Origin of the sequence: Acidithiobacillus sp. YTS05, from assembly GCF_024396695.1 — a bacterium.
Classification (GTDB): Bacteria; Pseudomonadota; Gammaproteobacteria; order Acidithiobacillales; family Acidithiobacillaceae; genus Igneacidithiobacillus; species Igneacidithiobacillus copahuensis.
On the sequence record NZ_CP094359.1, the window covers coordinates 1,318,348 to 1,332,308 of the forward strand.

Below are 13,961 nucleotides of genomic sequence, written 5' to 3' on the forward strand. Positions count from 1 at the left end.
GCGGATCTCCTATCATGCGGCTTCATTTTCACCCTAACATGGTAAAATGCAGATCGCAAACATTACAGTATGCTATGTATCAAAGCGGCAAAATCTTCTGTCATACAGGCCAGGCCTTACCACTTGGATTGACTGAGCAGGCTTGCATTTCCTCCCGCTGCTGCCGTATTGATGCTGATGCTTTTTTCCTGGCACAAACGCGCCAGAAAGTGTGGTCCTCCCGCTTTCGGGCCAGTACCGGAAAGTCCCGCTCCACCAAAGGGTTGCACGCCGACCACGGCACCCGTCATGCCACGATTTACGTAGATATTTCCGATGCGGGCGAGGCGGCTGATGCCTTCTGCGCGACGGTCAATTCGCGTCTGGATGCCCAAGGTCAGACCATAGCCAAAGGTATTGATCTGTTCTACGACGTCCTCCCAGGAACCCGACCAACGCACCACCTGCAGGATTGGTCCAAAGATTTCTTCCGCCAGGATCTGGTCTGGAGTTACGATATAGAGGCTGGGTGCGATAAAATGCAGTACTCGCCCCAGACTATCCCGCATGATGGCGGCGCTACCATTGCCGGTGATGTTTGCCGAAGAGGGCCAGGGACTACGCGCCAGTAACTTTCCCCTCTGTAATTCCAATCTTTGGATTTGCGCAAGGATTCGTTTTTGGGCAGTGACGTCGATGACGGGACCCACATCGCTGGCAAAATCCTCGGGTGGGCCAATCTGTAAGAGTGCCATTGCGCCGGCAAGCATCTGTACGAGCCCATCGGCGATATCATCTTGCACAAAAAGCAGACGCAGGGCAGAACAACGCTGTCCGGCACTGCGAAAGGCGCTCAGCAGCACATGATCCACTACCTGTTCTGGGAGAGCAGTGGAGTCAACGATCATAGCGTTGAGACCGCCGGTTTCAGCAACCAAGGGTACGATCGGACTTTCGCTTGCGGCCAGACTTCTCTGAATCTGCTTTGCCACGCCGGTAGAGCCGGTAAAAAGCACGCCAGCTACTCCTGTAGCGCGTACCAATTCGGCGCCAAGGCTGCGCCCCGGGCCGTGAAACAAATCGACCACACCTGTGGGGACACCGGCGCGTTGGAGCAAGGCTACAAACGCCTCCGCAATTGCCGGCGTCTGTTCAGCGGGTTTGACCGCCACGCTGTTACCGCAAACGATGGCAGCAAGCAGCTGTCCGGCGAAGATGGCGAGAGGAAAGTTCCAGGGGCTGATGCATACCATGCTGCCACGACCTTCCATGCGCAGACCATTGGACTCGCCAGTGGGTCCCGGCAGACGACGATCAGCCAATTGCTCTTGCGCCAATAGACCGTAATAGCGGCAATAGTCGATGGTCTCGCGCACCTCGGCGATGGCATCGACCCAGCTTTTGTGCCCTTCCCAGACTACCAGAGCGGTGAAGGAATCACGCTGTGCCTCCAGCAAATCCGCGGCGCGCAGCAGGCAGGCGCAACGCTCCGCGAGGGGCAAGGAATTCCATCGTTGCTGCGCCTCTTGCAGTTTGCGCATACGCTCGGGAATGGTATCGCATGGGTCTTCCTTGCGCGTTTTTTGCGGTGGCAGCTCGTGCCGCCAGGCCTGCATCAGGGCAGAGCGCTGACTTTCTTCTGATACGTCTACCCCTATGGGATTGGGACGCTGCGCGCCGGCGATCTCACCATATATTTCCGCGGGTAAGGGTAGGGGCGAGTCGCTGTCCCCCAAAAAGGGGTTGGCGAGAAGCGCTGAAAGAGGAACGCGCTTTTGCGCCAATTGGTGCACGAAAGAACTGTTGGCACCGTTTTCCAAAAGCCGCCGGACCAGATAGGCAAGCAGATCGCGATGTATGCCCACTGGCGCATAGACCCGCACGGGAAGAGACTCTGATGCCAGTACTTCTGCATAGATGGCATCTCCCATTCCATGTAACTTCTGCAGCTCAAAAACGCCTTGTGGCAATCCTTCCGCCATGAGAAGAATCGCGGCAATTGTCGTCGCATTGTGCGTGGCAAACTGTGCGAAAATATGTCCTTCAGAAGCCGCCGCCAACATTTTTCGCGCGCAAGCGAGGTAGGATAAGTCCGTATGACGTTTGCGGGTGTATACGGGATATCCTGTCAAGCCTAGTTCTTGGGCGCGTTTGATTTCGCTATCCCAATAGGCCCCCTTTACCAAGCGCAACATCAGTGGACGCTGAAATTGTTGTGCCAGAGAAATTGCTGCGTCGACGGTATCCAAAGCACGTGTCTGATAGGCTTGGATTGCAATACCCAATCCAGTCCAATCCGCGCAGTCGGCATCATCCGCAATTGCTCCAAGGAGTGTCTCCAGGATCTGCAGGGTCAGCTCTAAGCGCTCGCATTCCTCCGCATCGATGGTTAAACCTACCCGCGCCCCCGCAGCCATTTTTGCCAACTGCACCAACTTGGGGAGTAAGCGCGGGAGAAGAATCTCCAACTGCACTGCTTCGAGGCGTGGCTCGAGGGCGGAGAGCTTGATAGAGAGACCATCCCGTTCTATCGGCCCTCCTTTGTGCTCTTGCAGCCGCAACTGGCCCAGGACATTTTGGTAGGCTTGGTAGTATCGTTCAGCGTCCTCCTGACAGCGCGCACCCTCCCCCAGCATATCAAAAGAAAATCGCCAGTTATCAGACAAGCGACGCTGATTTGCAGCTCGTTTCTGTGCCTGTTCAATGGTTTCTCCCAAAATGAACTGATGGCCGATAAAACGCACTGCCTGGGTAGCGGCATGCAGGATGCTGCGGGCGCGCAGCGTCTGCTTTGGCGAGGAGCCCTGCGTGGGGTCCGGAAGCCACTGGGCTGCCATGCGCAACATCGGTGTAATGAGGGAGCGAGTGTTGTCTTGGCGCCCATCTTGCTCGGAGAATCCGCGCCGTAGCTGATCTGCGGCAAGAACGCCTGCAGTGGCGCGGTCTGGGACGCGCAGCAAGGCCTCGGACAGTCGCATGAGAGCAGTTCCGCTCGCGCTATCCAGTGGATATTCTGCCAACAGGGCTTCCATACCCAAGAAATTGTGGCGTTGCGACTCGCGTGCGCCCTGGATCCAAGGTGCAGAGCGTTCTACGACGGCATCCCAGGAGAGATCTTCGAGATAGCGCTGCGCGGCCGTGACGCAGTCTTGTTCTGGGCGCACTGCCAAGGGCAAAGAGATCTTGCGCGCGACGCTCTGGCAATTGAGATCTTCATTTGGCGCAATTCTATCATTCGAGCGGTCAAGCATTGGCATTCCTTATGAATCACTGCAGCGGTATACAATTCGTCCAGCAAATATTGTACCTGGACGTCCGAAGGGAAAATGAGGATCCTCCAGTAGTGATAGTCCCATCACACGATAAATATCTCATGTTATTCGGATGATCACAAAATCCAAATACATTAATTAAAGTATAGTAGCTATCCTGATTTCAATTTGCAAAATAAGAAAAACTTCGTGAAAGCATTTTCGAGATTTGACACACATTTATTTTTATGGCAAGGTAAAATTAGATTATCATCAAAAAAGGGAGAATCACTTTGAAAGATCAACCACTGCGGGATGATAAGAGGGGTTTACGGCGGGAAGGAAAATTGCAGGGTCTAATCCTTGCCTGCGTTGGTGCTTCAATTGGTTCTGGCTGGCTATTCGGTCCGCTATATACGGCCAAAATGGCTGGTCCTTATGCGATAGGTTCGTGGGTGATCGGCATGGTCGCCATTCTTTTGCTTGCTGTGGTTTTCGCCGAACTTGCACCGCTAATTCCCAAAGCCGGCGCGGTAGTTCATCTGGCGAATATTGGCAACGGTCCGATCGTCGGTAACATGTGGACCTGGATTTTGTTTTTGTCATACGCGACGATTGCTCCTATCGAAGTGACGGCGTTGCTTACCTACGGAAATAATTATTTTCCTCATTTTTTGCAGCCCAATAGTAGCTTGCTGAGCAGTCAAGGATATTTCTACGCACTGCTCGCTTTGGCGTTTTTCGTGGCACTGAACTTTCTTTCAGTACGCTGGATTTTTCGGATCAACAACGGTGCCACCTGGTGGAAGATAGCGATTCCAGCGCTCACAGGAATTGCTTTTATTGTTCTCGGCTGGCATTCGGGCAATTTTCACAGCGCTGCGGGAAATTCTGCTAGCAATATTCAAGGAATGTTTGTTGCCGTGGCAACCGGTGGCGTCATTTTCTCTTTGTTGGGCTTTCGCCACGCCATCGATCTGGCGGGTGAAAGTGAAAACCCCAAACGTGATCTGCCGTTGGCGACCATTCTTTCGGTGCTGATCGCAGGTGGCATCTATATCCTTGTACAAGTGGCATTCATTGCTGCGGTGCGACCAGAAGATCTGGCCAATGGTGGCTGGGAGCATTTGCACTTTCCCGGCATCAATGGGCCATTTGCGGCGCTGGCCGCCAGCATTGGAATTTCCTGGCTCGCTGTCCTTCTGTACGTGGACGCCTTTGTCTCTCCAGCCGGGACAGCATTGATTTACACCGCCACTTCCGCCCGTGTCACCCTGGCAACGGCAGAAAGTGGAGCGTTCCCTAGGATTCTTGGCAAGATCAACGGGCATGGCGTGCCCTGGACCAGTCTGATTTTGCTCTACATTGTCGGGGCCATTTTCTTCCTACCTTTTCCGTCCTGGCAGAAAATGGTTGGTTATATCGCTTCCATGACGGTATTGTCGTATGTCATCGGTCCCATTGCGTTGATGCAGCTACGCAAGGCGATGCCAAACCTCGAGCGGCCCTTCACCCTTCCTGGAGCAAAAGTAATCGCACCGATCTCTTTTGTTGTGGGGACCTGGATCGTCTACTGGTCCGGATTGCATACCCTCAATTTTATTTTTGGAACACTATTTGTACTGCTTGCGCTCTATGCTATCTGGGGTGTTTTCCGCAAAGAACCTCTGCGCGAAATGGGTTGGCAATACATGTGGTGGATTATTCCTTATTTCCTTGGTATATGGGGAGTATCTTGGATTAGCCCTAAATCGCTGGGCGGGATTGGTATGATCGGGTTCTACGAGGGAATGGCCATCATCGCCGCATTCAGCCTTGCGATTTTTTACTGGGCAGTGCATAGTGCTGTCTCTGATCACGAGATTCGGGTCTACATGCGAAATCTGGGTAAGCGCGGGGTTGGCGCACCGTGAGCGAAAACCAGCGGGAGCGTCCTTCCGCAGGAAGAAAATGGGTGGTGAAAATCGGCAGCAGCCTGCTCATGAATGGCATGGGAAGGCTTGCAGAAGACCGGGTTTCCGACTGGCTATTGCAGATACAGGCGCTGATCCATGATGGGTATCAGATCGTATTGGTGTCTTCTGGAGCGGTCGGCGTTGGAGCTCGACGTATGGGCTGGGAAAGCCGACCGACACGCCTTGCCGATCGTCAGGCTGCTGCCAGCGTCGGTCAGTCTATTCTCATGCATGGCTACGAGAAAATCCTGCACCAGATTCAGCGGGAAAACCATCCTACCTTGCACTGTGGCCAAGTCCTACTCACGCATGAGGAGCTGCGCAATCGTGCGCGCTACCTGAATGCCCGCGAAACTTTGCGCACCTTGATCGATCACGGCGTATTACCCATCGTCAATGAAAACGACGCCATCTCGCATCGCGCCATACAGCTGGGCGACAACGATACCTTGGGAGCGTTGGTCGCTAATTTATGGGATGCAGACTTGCTCGTTTTGCTGACGGATCAGTCCGGTCTGTTTGACGCGGATCCGCGCACGCATCCCGAAGCAAAGTTAATCCATCATGCCAAGGCAGGTGAGGCGCGCCTAGAACGTTTGGCCGGTTCCGGTGGATCCTCGGTAGGTACGGGTGGGATGTTGGCAAAGGTGAAGGCAGCGGCACGGGCGGCGCGTTCAGGCACCTCCACGATCATCGCTGGCGGTCTGGAGGAGCGAGTGTTACTCCGTATCGCCGCGGGAGAGTCAGTCGGTACCCTGCTCGAAGCCAGAAAAGCCGTTCTGACGGCGCGTAAGCGCTGGCTGTCTGACCACTTGCGTGTGCATGGTAAGTTATATCTTGACGCTGGGGCATCCGATGCTGTTCGAGCGGAGGGTGCGAGCCTCCTAGTTTTCGGTATCAAAGGACAGGAAGGTGAATTTCGGCGGGGAGATCTCGTCAGTTGTCTCGATCCAAGCGGGCGCGAGATTGCTCGCGGTCTGATCAATCTGGATTTTCATCTGCTCCAACACTGTCGTCTGCAATTGGCCGAAGAGGGCGATGTTTCTGATGATTTTCGCGTTGCTATTCACCGCGATAATCTGGTACGTAGTCAGACCTGAGCCGAGCTATCGTGCTCGGCGGCCGGAGCGCGCTCCGGAAAATAAAGATCCTGCTGCTGGTGCGCAAGGCGTATGCCGCGGCGATATAACGCCTCAACCGCTCGGGCACGTAGTTCTGTCTGAATGGTAAAGCTGTTGTTGCAGTCGCCGATGTACACGCGCAGATAAAACACTAGAGAGTTTTCGGTTACATCCAGCAGTAATGCCGTCGGTGGAATACCGCGCGGATCATCCTGTAAAACGTCAGGGTGATTTTGACCAACTTCTTCCAGAATTTCGCGCACTTCGTCAATATCCGAGTCATGCCGTACTCGTAACGGAATCATGAGCCGCAGCACGTTATTACTGTACGTCCAATTGGTGACCTGACCGGATATGAGCTCGGAATTCGGTACAAAAACTTCCGTGCGATCGAAGGTCAGAATCAGCGTAGAGCGTATGCTGAGCCGCTGTACATAACCTTCCGTTGTTCCCACCCTGACCCAGTCACCAACGCGAATGGGACGTTCCAGCAGTAGAATGATTCCCGAAACGAAGTTGTTGACGATATTCTGCAAACCAAAACCAATTCCGACGGACAGCGCACCGGCAATGATGGCGAGGTTATGCAAAGCCACTCCCGCTGTCGATAGCGATAGAAGAATGGCAATGATAAAGCCGACATAGCGAAAAATAGCGAGGACGGAATGACGGGAGCCAATGTCGAAATGGCGAAAAATACCGCGCGCACTGGCTAGCCGGCTCTGTATCCATTGGTTGACATTAAACAGAACAATCAACAAGAAGATCGCGATCAACCAGCGAAACGGCTGAATATGAAAGTTCCCGACGCTGAAACCTTGAATGAAATACTGCCAAAAGTAGTGGAAGCTACTATGCGTTAGGCCCCAGGCAAGCAAACTGATAGCCAATACCAACATCCAGAGGGAGGCGTGGATGAGAATTCGTAGCCAGTACAACCACGAACTGCCTTGTGTAGTGAATCCCAGGTGTTGCCGAAGGAGACGCGGCAGAGCACCGTTGTCTTCGTCGTCGTCTTCCCCCCAGATATCGTCTATGAACCAGGCGACGACTCGGGCAACGATGACGGCTACCAAAGTAGTGACGAAACCATCGGTGAGATAATTGGCAAGCTGAGAGAAGCCAATGAAATTGAGCAGGATCAGAACCGTGGCCAGACCAAAAAGAAGGACTTGCAGCCATCGCCAATTCTTGAGAAAGGTGAAGCGTCGAGCACGCCATAGCATCCAGATGATGCTGGAGAGAATTGCTGTATGGATTACGGTCAACAGGGCCGTGTGTTCGGCGATGATGTTGCTTCCCTGCGGATCAAGGGACTGGTACATCACCACGAAGACGCCAAAGGTGATGATGAAGCGCAACGGACGCCACAATACCCGCAATAACACGGCTTCTCGCTGTGCACGATTGGGTATCTCGGCTAGATGGCGCAGCATGGAGCGGGCGAGCCAGGTGCTGAGGATGTACGCGGATAAAGTCGTCAGCACCAACTCAGTGATCGGCAGCAAAACACCGAGCAGAACACTTGCCAGTAGCCAGGCGATAATGGCAAGCAGCGGATATAACTCCCGAATTGCAGATCTGGAGTTACGGCGCAGAATCATCGCCACCAGGTAAACAGCAATGCCGATTCCCCAGGCCCCCTGAAAATTGGGGTCGTTGAATATCGCGATAGCATTCCAACGAATCCAAAAATCCCTTTCTTGTTCCCATGTTTTTTTGGGGGTGCTGACAATCTGTGAAATTTGCTGAATAAAATCGGGACCGCGCTGCAACAGTTCTCGGGTATGGATACGGGTTTGCTTGGCGTGCAGTTCGCCGAGGACGGTATTCCCACCGACATACAGTACCTTGCACGCAGCGAGTTTTCCGTTGACCTGTTTCTGCTGGGTTTCGAGCTTTTGTCGCAATTGACCGAGCTCAGCTGGCTCGCCTGCGACTGGATGGCCTAGAATATGCAGAGATTTTTCAATGGTGTTGAGTGATGCCTGCTGCCTCTGAGTACAGGCGTTGGCGGAGGCAACCACAGCCTGCGTCTGTCTTTGCCATTGACGCAGTTGCTGGAGGCTGACTGAGCCGTTCAAGGAATCATGAATGTGGTGCAGTACACTAGCATCACCGGCGAAGTCGCTCGTTGGGCTAGCTGACGCCAGGGAGGAAAGCAGTCCGCATGCCAACAGCAAGCCGAGGCAGACCCGCAACAGCGATTGCGACAGCTTCTCTGAGGTCATGCCAGACGGCTCAGGTAACTGCGCGCCGGGCTCCGCGCATGAGCAAGGGAAGGAGCAGGCGTTGTAGCATCGGTGGCAGGGCAACCGGCTTCATCAGCATCTTGATTGCCATCTCAAAGGGATAGTGACGGCGAATCCAGACGCTCAGACGTTTGCGAAAGGCGCGGAAGTCGTTTGGGGTAAAAGTCTGCCCTGGATTGCGCAGTTCAAAGGCGCAACGAATGGCCAAAAAGCTGTCCTCGAGGTCTGCCTCGGCGGCACGTTGCCACAATCCGCGCAGAATTCGCCAGCGAGAAATTCTTTCCCGCGTCTGGTATTCCCGGAAGAAGCGATAAAAGTACTTATAGTGTTGTACCTCGTCGGCGCGGATACGAGCAGCAAGCTCACGTAATACGGGTTCCGGGCTTGCCTGTTGAATCATCGTATAAAAACTGGCAGTGCCGGTCTCGACCACGCAACGGGCCGCCATCTCCAGTGCCGGGGTAGGTCCCAGACTTTCGGTCTGGCAGAGCGGGCCATATTCCGCCACGAATCGTGCGTAGGCGGCCTCCCAATTGAAATCTGGCCAAACTGCCAAAACGTAGGCGCGCAGGGCGCGGCCGTGCTGCACCTCTTCCTGTTCCCACTGCTCCCGGAGCCACGACTGCGCCTCCAAATTGCTTCCATAATATTCCGCCAGATTGCGAGCGTAGAGGTCCGACAAGGTCTCGACAAAAGAAGCGCCAGCCAAAAGATAAAACCAGTCATTTTCCTCAGCGATGGCAGCGCACTCTATGCGGTCGAAGGGGATATCTTGTAGAGACCAGCGAGGATGGCGGGGGTTCTTGGCCATTCGAGGCAGCTCTCCTGTTCTGTCAATCATTCATTGCGGGCGTACTGGACGTCTACGGACCGCAGGCCAGCGCGACGGAATGCTTCCCGTCGCTTCAGGCACTGCGGGCAAACGCCACAATGCTGCGCCCTCCCAAGCAGACAACTGTACGATAAATTCCACTCGACGCCCAAGTCCTGACCCAATGCCACGACTTCCGCCTTGGTCAATTCTGACAGTGGCAGCAACAGAGTACGTCCCAGCGCTGCCAGACTGTTCCGCAGCGGGGCCAATGTTTCCGCGCGTGATCCGCTGTCCACCGCGGCGTCATCAGCAGTGATCCCCATGCAGATGTGTGGAATTCCCAAGGCGCCCGCGGCGCTGGCCGCCACGCTGATGGCGATCAGATTGCGATAGAGCATGGGCACATGGAAGCGATGCGGTCGAAGTTCGCCAAGCGCCTCGCCCAATTCTCCCATAGGTATGCTCCGGGCAGCGATCCCCAGCTGCCCGCACTGCGCCAGCACCGATCGCCACTCCTGCGCCGCAGCGCGCTGCGCGTAATCCAGAAAAAACGGTTCCGGTGCATAGCCTGCGCGCTGCAGAAGGCGCAAGAGTGTACTGCTCTCGACTCCACCACTCATCAGCAGGAGTATGCGGCTGCCTCCCGCAAGAGCTGGCAGCAAATGTTGTACTTGGTCTATCATGCCGCAGTTTTCTCCTTGCCTATCGAGAACTCTTTGACCCTGATATTGGATGTCCATCCGCAAACCCCGCAAGCGCGTCTTCTCCGACAGGCGGCAGAGCAGGCCCGCGCCGGTGGCCTTCTGGTGTATCCCACCGACACTTGCTACGCGCTGGGATGTTGCATGAGCGCCAAGGCGGCGCAGGAGCGCCTGCGGCAGATCCGTCAGCTCGACGTCCATCACGACCTGTCCTTGCTATTTTCCAGTATTTCGCAGCTAACAGAATACGCCAAGCTCGACGATCGCAACTTTGCCATCCTGAAGCGGGTCTTACCTGGTCCCTTCACCTTTATTTTGCCCGCAACCCACGACGTCCCGCGGCGCCTGGCAGACCCGCGACGGCGCAGCATTGGGGTACGTGTGCCGGATGCCCCGGTGGTACAGGGGCTCCTTGGCGAGCTGGGAGAACCGCTGATGAGCTCCACTCTGCAGCTTCCCGGTGATTCTCTGCCGTTACACGAAGTGCATGAAATCACGGATCGGATCGGTAATCGCGTGGATGTGCTGCTCCGCGCCGAGGACGGCAAAACCCAGTGCTCTACGGTGATTGATCTGAGTGAGTGGCCGCCACGTCTTCTTCGCCGCGGCCTGGGTGATCCGGATTCTTTGGGAATCGAACTGGCCGATACCGGAAATCCGATCGCAGAAGAGGTATAGTCGGCGCATGAACGATATCGAAAATATTATTCGGCAGATCAGTATCTGGGCGATTCCGGTGCTCTTTGCGATTACCGTGCACGAGGTCGCCCATGGCTGGATGGCCTGGAAACGCGGCGATCCCACGGCCATGCTGATGGGTCGCCTGACCCTGAATCCGCTCAAGCACATCGATCCCTTTGGCACGATCCTGCTGCCCGCCATGTTGCTGCTGTTCCATTCACCTTTCCTGTTCGGCTACGCCAAACCAGTGCCGGTCAATTTCGCAGGTCTGCGCGATCCCAAGCGCGATATGGTGTTGGTTGCCATCGCCGGACCTGCCGCCAATCTGATCATGGCAATCTTCTGGACCATGGTCCTCTGGCTGGGGGTGCAGTTGGCAGCTACCGCACCGTACTTTGCCGAGCCAATGCGGTTGATGGGGCAGGCGGGCATCCTGATCAATGGGGTACTGATTCTGTTCAATCTCATTCCCATTCCGCCCCTCGATGGCGGGCGGGTGGCGGTGGGCCTCTTGCCCCGCGACGCATCCAATGCCCTAAGCCGGGTCGAGCCTTATGGATTCATCATTCTGATTGTGCTGCTCTTTACCGGGATCCTATGGACGGTGCTGGGCCCCGCCTTTACCTGGTTTCAGGGATTCTTTTTTCGGCTGGGAGGGCTGGCATGAGCGCAACGGTCGTTTCCGGCATGCGTCCTACGGGACGCCTGCATCTCGGCCATTACCATGGCGTCTTGAAAAACTGGCTGCGTTTGCAGGAGCAGCACGAGAGCTTTTTCTTTGTCGCCGATCTGCATGCCCTCACTACCCATTACGAGCATCCAGAGGGTATTCGCCAGTCGACCTGGGATCTGCTGGTCGAATGGCTGGCGGTAGGGCTCGATCCGGAAAAGGCAACGCTTTTTGTGCAGAGTTGGGTACCCCAGCATGCCGAGTTGGCCCTCCTGCTGGGCATGCTGACGCCTTTGTCCTGGCTGGAGCGGGTGCCCACCTTCAAAGATCAGCAGGAGCAGTTGCGCGACCGCGACCTGGCAACCTTCGGATTTTTGGGCTACCCGGCCTTGATGAGCGCCGATATCCTGCTCTATGACGCTGCCTGGGTGCCGGTCGGTGCCGATCAGGTGGCGCACCTGGAAATCTGTCGCGAACTGGCGCGTCGTTTCAACAGCCTCTATGGCCGCAGCCAGGAGGATAGCGAGGCACTCGCAGCAGGCCTGCGCGCCCTCGGCAAAAAAGGCAAGCAGCAATATCAGCGTCTGCTGGAGCGTTTTCAACAGGATGGTGACGGCAGCGCGGTCACGCAGGCACGCGAACTCCTTGACAGCGCTGCCAGTATCAACGAGGCAACGCGCATCCTGCTGCTTGCCAATCTCGAAGGCAAGGGACGGACGATTCTCAGCGAACCGCAACCGCTACTGACGGAAGCGGCAAAAATGCCGGGATTGGACGGGCGGAAGATGAGCAAATCTTATGGCAACGCCATCGCCCTGCGCGAAGAGCCGGAAACAGTGCGCAAAAAACTGCTCACCATGCCCACGGATCCGGCACGGGTGGGGCGCCACGATCCCGGCGACCCGGAGCGCTGCCCGGTCTGGCCGTTGCACCAGATTTATTCCCATGAGACCACCCGTGCCTGGGTGCAAGAGGGTTGTCGCAGTGCTGGCATTGGCTGCGTGGAGTGCAAGAGCGTACTGGTGGACAAGGTGTTGGAGGAGCAGGAGCCCATCCGTGCACGCGCCGAGGACTGGGCGGCACGGCCGGAGCGGCTGCGGGAAATTGCTGCGCATGGGGCCGAGAAGGCACGAGCCCGCGCCGAGCAGACCTTGATTCGCGTCCGCGAAGTCATGGGGCTGGATGCCGGCTGATCAGGGAGTTGCCTCCGGGGAGGTCATGCCCATCCCCGAGGGGCTGTATATTCCGCCCGATGCCCTGGAGGTCATTCTCGACCAGTTTTCCGGGCCGCTGGATCTGCTTTTATGGCTCATTCGCCGCAATCGGATGGATATTCGCGACATTCCTGTCGCGGAAGTCACCCGCCAGTATCTTAGCTACCTGGAGGAGGCTCGGCGGCGACAGCTGGAATTGGCGGCAGATTACCTGTTGATGGCAGCCTGGCTGGCAGAGATCAAGGCACGCATGCTCTTACCCCTGCCGCCCAGTGAGGAGGGGGAGGCTGAGGATCCGCGCGCCGAGCTCGCACTGCGCCTGGCCAAGCTCGCCCAGGTGCAGGCGGAAGCCGAGGCGTTGACGACCCTACCGCGGGCCGGCCTGGATTTTCTGCTTCCCACCGCTCTTGCCCATGATCCGGTGCCGCTCGTACCGCCCGTGCTTGCCGTATCCCGACTGCCAGAGCTGTTGCGACAGATCGCGCAGCGTCACCGACACAGGCAGGCGCGCGCACCAGCGCCGCACTTCGCCTTCGACCTGCGGCAACGCATTCTCGAGGTATTGCAATGCTGTCGTAGCGCCATCCGCCCGCTGCATTTTCATGAAATCCTGCCGCGGCAACGAGATCGCTTACAAGTAGGACTGAATCTACTGGCCATTCTTGAGCTCTTGCGGCAACAGGCACTGTGCTTGCTCTGGCAAGATGAGGTTTGGCTGCTGAGTGCCGTCGCCGGGGACGAGAATGTCTGAAGATCCCCTGCGCGATCTCCTCCTGGCGATTCTGCTCTTGCGTACAGAGGGCATAAGCGAGAAAGACTTGGATGCTTTGCTCGGCAACGACCATCCACAATGGCGGGAAGTGCTGGTCCAACTTGTAGAGACCGGTTGGGGGCCTCTGCAGCTGATCGCGCAGGGAGGGCAGGTGCAGGCGCGCCTGCATCCGCGGTATCTGTATCTTCTCCAAGAGCTGCAGCTGGAGAAGCCGCGCCCGTTGCGCAAGGTCCTTTTGGAGACTCTGGCCATTATCGCCTACCATCAGCCCATCACGCGGCCCGAAATCGAAGATTGGCGCGGCGTTGCTGTGGGCAGTGGCATTCTGCAACAACTACAGGACTTTGACTGGATTGAAATCAAGGGGCATCGAGACGGCCCGGGACGACCAGCGCTGTGGGGAACAACGACGGAATTCCTGCGTCATTTTGGTTTGTCTTCCTTGGCCGAAATGCCTGCGGTGAATCTGGAAAATGCGTTGCCAGAATCATAAGGAAATATAATGAAAAGATTAGAAAGTGCTGATTTGACTGTGGCCCCGCGCTGATTGA

The 13,961-nt window shown here is 56.1% G+C and carries 11 protein-coding genes; 7 read left to right on the forward strand and 4 right to left on the reverse strand.

Annotation, left to right across the window (positions count from 1 at the left end; genetic code table 11):
* Positions 1 to 116: 116 nt before the first annotated feature.
* Positions 117 to 3,230, reverse strand: coding sequence for an L-glutamate gamma-semialdehyde dehydrogenase (locus tag MQE22_RS06545; protein ID WP_215873261.1), 3,114 nt, complete (start codon positions 3,228 to 3,230; stop codon positions 117 to 119).
* Between the two features lie 293 nt (positions 3,231 to 3,523).
* On the opposite strand from MQE22_RS06545, the gene MQE22_RS06550 reads away from it, so the two are divergent.
* Positions 3,524 to 5,143, forward strand: a complete 1,620-nt coding sequence (locus tag MQE22_RS06550) for an APC family permease (protein ID WP_215873260.1) — start codon at positions 3,524 to 3,526, stop codon at positions 5,141 to 5,143.
* Positions 5,140 to 6,285 (forward strand): glutamate 5-kinase, encoded by a 1,146-nt coding sequence (gene proB / locus MQE22_RS06555; RefSeq protein WP_255790268.1) that lies wholly within the window; start codon positions 5,140 to 5,142, stop codon positions 6,283 to 6,285. The genes MQE22_RS06550 and proB overlap by 4 nt, the downstream gene beginning before the upstream one ends.
* On the opposite strand, the gene MQE22_RS06560 is transcribed toward proB, so the two are convergent.
* The 3 genes from MQE22_RS06560 to MQE22_RS06570 are packed head-to-tail and all read right to left on the reverse strand — an operon-like array spanning position 6,276 to position 10,055.
* Entirely contained in the window at positions 6,276 to 8,537 is a 2,262-nt protein-coding gene (locus tag MQE22_RS06560; protein ID WP_226826874.1) for a mechanosensitive ion channel family protein, read from the reverse strand. The two genes, proB and MQE22_RS06560, sit on opposite strands and share 10 nt — an antisense overlap.
* Before the next feature lie 10 nt (positions 8,538 to 8,547).
* Positions 8,548 to 9,369, reverse strand: coding sequence for a ferritin-like domain-containing protein (locus MQE22_RS06565; protein ID WP_215873259.1), 822 nt, complete (start codon positions 9,367 to 9,369; stop codon positions 8,548 to 8,550).
* Positions 9,370 to 9,395: 26 nt separating this feature from the next.
* The gene (locus tag MQE22_RS06570; RefSeq protein WP_215873258.1) at positions 9,396 to 10,055 is read right to left on the reverse strand and encodes a 7-cyano-7-deazaguanine synthase; all 660 of its coding nucleotides are present in this window, start codon (positions 10,053 to 10,055) and stop codon (positions 9,396 to 9,398) included.
* On the opposite strand from MQE22_RS06570, the gene MQE22_RS06575 reads away from it, so the two are divergent.
* The 5 genes from MQE22_RS06575 to scpB are packed head-to-tail and all read left to right on the forward strand — an operon-like array spanning position 10,035 to position 13,903.
* Positions 10,035 to 10,751, forward strand: coding sequence for an L-threonylcarbamoyladenylate synthase (locus MQE22_RS06575; protein ID WP_226826876.1), 717 nt, complete (start codon positions 10,035 to 10,037; stop codon positions 10,749 to 10,751). The two genes, MQE22_RS06570 and MQE22_RS06575, sit on opposite strands and share 21 nt — an antisense overlap.
* 7 nt (positions 10,752 to 10,758) lie before the next feature.
* Positions 10,759 to 11,421 (forward strand): site-2 protease family protein, encoded by a 663-nt coding sequence (locus tag MQE22_RS06580; protein ID WP_215873257.1) that lies wholly within the window; start codon positions 10,759 to 10,761, stop codon positions 11,419 to 11,421.
* Positions 11,418 to 12,617, forward strand: coding sequence for a tryptophan--tRNA ligase (locus MQE22_RS06585; protein ID WP_215873256.1), 1,200 nt, complete (start codon positions 11,418 to 11,420; stop codon positions 12,615 to 12,617). The genes MQE22_RS06580 and MQE22_RS06585 overlap by 4 nt, the downstream gene beginning before the upstream one ends.
* On the forward strand, positions 12,607 to 13,389 hold the full coding sequence (locus tag MQE22_RS06590) for a segregation and condensation protein A (protein ID WP_215873255.1): 783 nt from the start codon (positions 12,607 to 12,609) through the stop codon (positions 13,387 to 13,389). The genes MQE22_RS06585 and MQE22_RS06590 overlap by 11 nt, the downstream gene beginning before the upstream one ends.
* A complete protein-coding gene (gene scpB, locus MQE22_RS06595; protein WP_226826878.1) occupies positions 13,382 to 13,903 on the forward strand; it encodes an SMC-Scp complex subunit ScpB in 522 nt (173 codons plus the stop codon). The genes MQE22_RS06590 and scpB overlap by 8 nt, the downstream gene beginning before the upstream one ends.
* Positions 13,904 to 13,961: the final 58 nt, after the last annotated feature.

Bases quoted from the DNA above. Each gene is read 5' to 3' on its own strand.
- scpB (WP_226826878.1), top strand. From the start codon at position 13,382: ATGTCTGAAGATCCCCTGCGCGATCTCCTCCTGGCGATTCTGCTCTTG.
- MQE22_RS06585 (WP_215873256.1), top strand. From the start codon at position 11,418: ATGAGCGCAACGGTCGTTTCCGGCATGCGTCCTACGGGACGCCTGCAT.
- MQE22_RS06580 (WP_215873257.1), top strand. From the start codon at position 10,759: ATGAACGATATCGAAAATATTATTCGGCAGATCAGTATCTGGGCGATT.
- MQE22_RS06560 (WP_226826874.1), bottom strand. From the start codon at position 8,537: ATGACCTCAGAGAAGCTGTCGCAATCGCTGTTGCGGGTCTGCCTCGGC.
- MQE22_RS06565 (WP_215873259.1), bottom strand. From the start codon at position 9,369: ATGGCCAAGAACCCCCGCCATCCTCGCTGGTCTCTACAAGATATCCCC.
- MQE22_RS06545 (WP_215873261.1), bottom strand. From the start codon at position 3,230: ATGCTTGACCGCTCGAATGATAGAATTGCGCCAAATGAAGATCTCAAT.
- MQE22_RS06570 (WP_215873258.1), bottom strand. From the start codon at position 10,055: ATGATAGACCAAGTACAACATTTGCTGCCAGCTCTTGCGGGAGGCAGC.
- MQE22_RS06575 (WP_226826876.1), top strand. From the start codon at position 10,035: ATGTTGTACTTGGTCTATCATGCCGCAGTTTTCTCCTTGCCTATCGAG.
- MQE22_RS06590 (WP_215873255.1), top strand. From the start codon at position 12,607: ATGCCGGCTGATCAGGGAGTTGCCTCCGGGGAGGTCATGCCCATCCCC.